This window comes from Muribaculum sp., assembly GCF_029051885.1.
Lineage (GTDB): Bacteria > Bacteroidota > Bacteroidia > Bacteroidales > Muribaculaceae > Muribaculum.
On record NZ_JAIDKI010000099.1, the window covers coordinates 1 to 6,544 of the forward strand.

Sequence of the window (6,544 nt, forward strand, 5' to 3'; positions counted from 1 at the left end):
GAATAACACGTGCTAAAATAAAATCTCTTGTAAAAGCTGCTGATATTTATGTAAAATCACGAAATCTGCCATTTGAGGTTCAGTTCGATATATTGCTGGTCTCTGCCAATAATAATGGTGAGATTATTGAAATTGAGCATATCCCAGATGCATTCTATCCTCCGGTCTGAAATACAGACCGGAGTTTTTTTTAAACTGTTTGGATTTGACTTATGTTAAGATTTAGAGAGGATTTCTAAAGTTAAATTCAAACAGTTTCTTAGACCAACGCATCAGCTACAGAGGTCTCATATTTTCTGAGAGAAGAGGCTTTATGTATTGCTTTCCACGCCTTATGGCCAATCTCACCTTCGAGCCAATCCCACATTGGTTTGATTTTCTGTAATATCTGATGGTCTCCGCAAAGGGTTGCCATATAAATGGAATATATTGCATCGTGGAATTCTCTTAGAGCAGCTATACGCTTGTCATGCCCCCACTCTTCATTACTGCGATACTCCCGAGCAAGCGACGGACGTGACAATAACCCTCGTCCAATCATGACATCCACAGAGTCATCATACAGACTATCTATACGACTTATATCCGACAGAGATCGTATATCACCGTTATATACCACACGATGACTTGTCGATGACAAAAATTCAGAAAACATCTCACTGTTGCATTCTCCACCATATTGCTGTACAGCAATTCTTGGATGAAGAGTAATGTGATTGAGAGGAATTGTATTTAAAATATTCAATATCGGATACCATTCGTCCGGACTATCGATTCCAAGACGCAATTTTGCCGAAAATATAGTATTTGAATATCGCGAGACTATAAGATTCGCAATTCCTTCAATCAGCTCAGGGCGTAATGCTCCTGCGCCACGTCCATGCTTTACCTGAGGCGGGAATGGACATCCGAGATTTAGATTGATATGAGTTGCTCCGGCGTCAATCAGAGTGTCGGCAAGTGTGATAAATTCGTCCTGGTCTCCAAAAATAATCTGTGGTATTACCGGTATGGCGTCCGGCATATTCTGAATGGCATTGTTAAGATCCCGTTGCCTTACCCTACCTTTTTCTACTCTTATAAATGGGGTGAAATATGCATCTACACCACCATAAATTTTGTTGTGGGCTGAACGCCAGACTACATCAGTATAGCCTTGCAGAGGTGCGGCATAAATGTGCATAAGTAAGTTTTGATTATTTTTTCCAAAAAGCCTGAGTAAACAGTATTAATACGGTAAATATCTCAAGACGACCGATAAGCATCAATATCGACAGCACCCATTTGCCGAAGGCGGGGATAATTTCATAACCACCGCCCCCGTAGCCGGTCACACCGGCTCCAAGCCCCGTATTGCTGACACAACTGAATGAACTGAAGAATGCGTCCATAAACGGCAGCCCCATAGCGGTAAGCATAATTCCCCCAACCGCTATAACCATTACATATATACACAGAAATGCAATCACCTTATCTACAACTTCAGGTGCCATAACATTGCCGTTGATACGTACCGAACGGATGGAATTGGGATGTACCGAGCGATACAGCTCGTTGTTGGTATTCTTAAGCAGATAGAGCAGACGGTCTATCTTAGCACCGCCGCTCGTAGACCCGGCACATGCGCCAAAAAACATCAGACAGAATGATAATGAGAGTACAAGCGGCCCCCAGTTCTCAAAATTGTCGGCAGTAAGGCCTGTAGATGTAATTGTCGTGATTATCTGGAAAATAGGGTCAATCGTAACGGCCTCTATAGATGTCGCATGTCCGGCAAAGGCAATGCTTATGACAAAAATCACATACATCACGACGAGTATGCCGATATATGCCATAAAGGTGTCATTGTGCAGCAATGATCGCCAATCCCCATGATATGCCTTATAAATCAAGCTGAAATTGACTCCGCCAAGAAACATAAACAGCGTAACGACACACTTTATGTAGTTGGAGTCCCAAAAACCGATACTGCTGTCTTTTGTGGAAAAGCCACCGGTCGATACCGTAGAGAGAGAATGGCAGATGCTGTCAAACATATCCATAGGACCGGCCCATAGGAGCAATACCAGAAGTGTCGTGAGTACAAAATATATTGTCCAAAGGCTCTTGGCGGTCTGGCTTATACGTGGACGCAGTTTCTCGTGTGTGATACCTGTGACTTCGGCATTGAACATCTGCATTCCACCTGAATAGTTGAGCATAGGTATGACGGCGAGAGTAAAGAGAATGATTCCCATACCACCAAGCCATTGTGTCAGACATCTCCAGAGATTTATGCCATGACTCAGCACATCGACTGATTCATAAATCGAGCATCCGGTCGTTGTAAAACCCGACATCGTTTCGAAAAAGGCATCTGTAACACTTAATGGATGGTCGCATAGAGTATATGGAATCATGCCGAAAAAACTGAACACCACCCATACGAGAGCTGTAAGCAAAAATCCTTCACGCTTTGCCATCTGAGTGTGGGAAGGACGTATGCAGAATGTCATCACTGCGCCTGTGACAAGTGTGACACCTGCAGCAATAAGAAATGCCATTACATCGCTTTCGGAATATATCAGCGATGTAAGCATAGGCACAAACATAAATATGCCCTCAATCATGAGAAGCCAGCCCAATACTCTCACAAGCATCGGGAAATTAATTTTGCGAACATTACCGAACAGAGTCGTACTTTGGACATTGTTGCGGCTTTTGCTGCCAAAAAAACTCATATGGAATTTGGTTAGCTAAACAGTCTCTCAATCTTATGTAACGCTCCTGACAAGCAGAATACTACAACATGATCACCGGCTTCGATTGTAGTATTACCGGTAACGAGCATTCCCTTTTCGCCGCGTATCAGTCCGGCGATAGTCATGCCATAAGGCAAAGACAACGATTTGACCGGACCACGAGTGACTTTACTGTTGGGCTTTACTTCTATTTCAGCTACCTCCGCATCGGCAAGCGCCAGACATTTTGAGGAGGTCACGTCTGTATCAAGAAGAATCTGGAATATTTTGCTTGAGGCCAGTAGCTTCTTATTAATCACGGTGCCGATATTAAGACCTTCGGCTTCGGAGATGAACTGTAGATTCTCTACTTCAGCTACTGTTTTCCGTATGCCGAGTTCTTTAGCGGTAAGACATGTCAGAATATTTGTCTCAGAACTGTCGCTTAACGCAATAAAAGCATCAGCCTCGTCGACACCTTCATCTCGCAATACGTCAATGTCGCGGGCGTCACCATATACTATGTCGCAATTGGGACATTTCTCCGGCAACCGGCGGCATTGGGCCATATCATTGTCTATAATTTTTATGCGGAATTCATCTGCCGCCATATGCGCCAGTCGGATGGCAATACGGCTTCCTCCCATGATTACGACTTTTCGTATGCGGAACTCCTCTTTTCCGCACAGGTCAAGCAAATCACTGACGTGATCTCGCATGGTAGCAAAGTAAAGAATGTCGCCGGGTTTCAGCACATCATCACCGCGAGGGATAATTGTCTCATGGCGACGCTTTATAGCCGCTACGTGGAAATTATGCTCTGTCCGGGCGAAATCCTTCAGATGCATACCGACAATGCGGGCATTCTCTCGTAGTTTCACACCGACGATTACAAGTTTACCGTCATGGAGTTCAAACCAATGGCGTACCCAATTGCGCCGTAGTGCGGTTATAATTTCCTGTGCCGCGAGATACTCCGGGTAAATCAGAGCGTTGACCCCCTGTCGGGTAAAGAAGTCACGATTATTCTTGTCAAGGAATTCGTAATTGTCGATACGTGCCACTGTCTTTCTTGCACCTATGCTTTTAGCAATAGTACAGGCGGTGACATTACGTGTCTCGTCAGGAGTTACCGCGATAAACAGGTCGCACTTCTCTACTCCTGCCTGACGGAGCGTATTAAACGAAATCGCGCTGCCGCGCAGTGTCATCAGGTTATAGTTGGCGTCGATACTGGCAAGGCGTTCAGAGTCATCATCCACAAGCATTACATCCTGCTCTTCTCTCGACAGAAGTTTTGCCAGATGCGAGCCTACTTCTCCCGCTCCTACGATTACAATCTTCATACCTTATTACAATTATACGCCCGATTTTTTTGCGACTCCTTTTATGGCAGAGAAAATAGCATCCTCGTCCATACCACACTCTTTCATCAGCTCAGGAACCTTGCCATGGGCGACAAAGCGGTCCGGTACTCCGATTCTGATAATCTCGGGATGATAGTTATGATCCGCCATCCATTCTGACACGGCAGAGCCAAGGCCGCCATCGCGCATGCCGTCCTCTACTGTAATCACCGGAATGCCTCGCTCTCCTACTTCACGAAGAATTTCTTCGTCGAGCGGTTTAAGGAATATCATGTCATAATGAGCGACACTGATACCTTCGGCTTCGGCGCGGTCGGCAGCAGTTACAGCCCATCGTCCCGTAGGTCCGATAGAAAGAACCGCCACATCTCGGCCATCGCGCAACTTGCGTCCCTTTCCGACAGGAATTACCGCAGGTTGTTTTTCACGCCAAGCGGCATCGTTACCTTTTCCTCTGGGATATCTTATGACAAACGGTCCGTAATTTCCTTTTACAGATGTAAGCATCAGAGAGCGCAACGTCGACTCATCCATAGGTGAGGATATGGTAATCCCCGGGATTGGTCTCAGATAGCACATATCGAACACGCCGTGATGTGTCACGCCATCCTCCCCTACTATACCGGCACGGTCAAGACATAGAGTGACAGGCAGATGCTGAATCGCAACGTCGTGGATTATCTGGTCATACGCACGTTGTGTGAAAGAAGAATAAATTGCCGCAAATGGGCGCATTCCCTCTTTTGCAAGGCCACCGGCAAATGTAATTGCATGTCCTTCGGATATGCCTACATCAAACACTCTGTCAGGCATGGCATCCTGCATGATATTCATTGATGTGCCTGACGACATGGCGGCTGTAATGCCGACGATACGCTTGTCCTCTCGCGCCAGCTCAAGTAGTGTCTCGCCAAATACATCCTGCCACTTGGAAGGGCCCGATGCCGAGCCATCCCCTATCCGTTTACCGGAAACGGCGTCAAACAAGCCAGGTGCGTGCCATTTTGCAGGGTCTTCCTCCGCTGGACGGTATCCCTTCCCTTTTATGGTACGAAGGTGCAGAATGCGTGGACCTTCCATCTCTTTTATGTCATTGAGAACTCTGACCATCCGATCTATGTCGTGGCCGTCAAACGGTCCGAAATACCGGATATTCAACCCTTCGAATATATTCTGCTGCTTTCCGAGAAGCGATTTGATACTGTTGTTGAAACGCAGAATGGAACCTTTACCATGTTCGCCCACCAGATGCATACTCTTGATCAGCTTGTATATCCGGTATCTGAACGTATTGTAAGCCTTTGTCGTATTGATGTGTGTGAGGTATGAATTCAGCGCACCCACATTACGATCAATCGACATGTCGTTATCATTAAGTATAATCAACAGATTGTTGGGGGTAATTGCAGCATTATTCAGTCCTTCAAAGGCAAGTCCTCCGGAGATTGATGCATCACCGATTACTGCCACAACATTACGACGCGGGGATTCACCACGCAATTTAGAGGCTACGGTCATACCCAGAGCTGCGGATATCGAGTTGGAAGCATGTCCGGCGGTAAAGGTATCATATTCGCTCTCTTCAGGATTAGGGAATCCGCTGAGACCACCAAATTTCCTATTAGTAGCAAATAATTCTCTACGTCCGGTAAGCAGTTTGTGACCATAAGCCTGATGTCCGACATCCCATACAATGCGGTCGTAGGGAGTATTGAACACATAGTGAAGAGCGACAGTAAGTTCTACCGCTCCCATGCTTGAGGCAAAATGCCCGGGATTTTTGGAGAGAGAGTTTATAAGAAATTCACGTATTTCCGAACAAACTTCTGGTAATGCCGACTGCGGAAGCCTGCGCAGATCGGCCGGCGAATCGATGGATTGCAGGAGTGGATATTTATTATCAGCTTCCTGTATTGTGGTATCAGGCCTTTCCATTTCCATTGCGCATATATTTTTTGTAAAGAGGCACAAATACTACAATTCCAGAGGCTATAATAACAAATATTGTCCACAGATTGATGCCACGGCCCTGTATGAGCAGATAGCACAATATAATCCACAGAGCCGTGAGGCATAATAGCCGGAATAGAGTAGCGGTATTCATGCATTCTAATTTAGAATGCAAATTTACCAAAGTTTCTCCACAAAAACAACAGGAATGCTCAATACAGCCCTGCCGATATGGCAATCGAATGATTATCGGATAGATAATCTATTTGCGTTTTTTAAAGAATTGATACAGACGAGTGGCCTGTCTGACTCCCTGAAAAGCCAGGATTCCATAGTCAAGCATCGAAAAGCCTGACAGGATTTTGCCAATAAGCCTATTGCTCTTGAATGTGTCAAGCATCTTAAAGTTGGATACTTTAGCAGCCTTTGACATCAGTTGTTCGCGCACCATCTCCATTTTTACATGATTTACGGCACGGCGATATCTCAAATCGTCAATTGTATATC

5 protein-coding genes are annotated in these 6,544 nt (G+C 45.5%); all 5 read right to left on the reverse strand.

The annotated features are described in order from the left end of the window. Positions 1–259: 259 nt before the first annotated feature. Complete coding sequence (locus tag K2I50_RS04435) at positions 260–1,183, reverse strand: tRNA-dihydrouridine synthase family protein (protein ID WP_301025020.1); 924 nt, start codon at positions 1,181–1,183, stop codon at positions 260–262. A 13-nt stretch (positions 1,184–1,196) separates the two neighbouring features. Then, entirely contained in the window at positions 1,197–2,639 is a 1,443-nt protein-coding gene (locus K2I50_RS04440) for a TrkH family potassium uptake protein (protein ID WP_301025021.1), read from the reverse strand. Positions 2,640–2,731: 92 nt separating this feature from the next. Next, the gene (gene trkA, locus K2I50_RS04445; RefSeq protein WP_301025022.1) at positions 2,732–4,066 is read right to left on the reverse strand and encodes a Trk system potassium transporter TrkA; all 1,335 of its coding nucleotides are present in this window, start codon (positions 4,064–4,066) and stop codon (positions 2,732–2,734) included. A 12-nt stretch (positions 4,067–4,078) separates the two neighbouring features. Continuing rightward, positions 4,079–6,028, reverse strand: a complete 1,950-nt coding sequence (gene dxs, locus K2I50_RS04450; RefSeq protein WP_301025023.1) for a 1-deoxy-D-xylulose-5-phosphate synthase — start codon at positions 6,026–6,028, stop codon at positions 4,079–4,081. Between the two features lie 271 nt (positions 6,029–6,299). Continuing rightward, positions 6,300–6,544 (reverse strand): hypothetical protein (locus tag K2I50_RS04455; protein WP_301025024.1); only part of this gene is annotated, 245 nt, incomplete at its 5' end.

Bases quoted from the DNA above. Each gene is read 5' to 3' on its own strand.
- dxs (WP_301025023.1), bottom strand. From the start codon at position 6,028: ATGGAAATGGAAAGGCCTGATACCACAATACAGGAAGCTGATAATAAA.
- K2I50_RS04435 (WP_301025020.1), bottom strand. From the start codon at position 1,183: ATGCACATTTATGCCGCACCTCTGCAAGGCTATACTGATGTAGTCTGG.
- K2I50_RS04440 (WP_301025021.1), bottom strand. From the start codon at position 2,639: ATGCTTGTGAGAGTATTGGGCTGGCTTCTCATGATTGAGGGCATATTT.
- trkA (WP_301025022.1), bottom strand. From the start codon at position 4,066: ATGAAGATTGTAATCGTAGGAGCGGGAGAAGTAGGCTCGCATCTGGCA.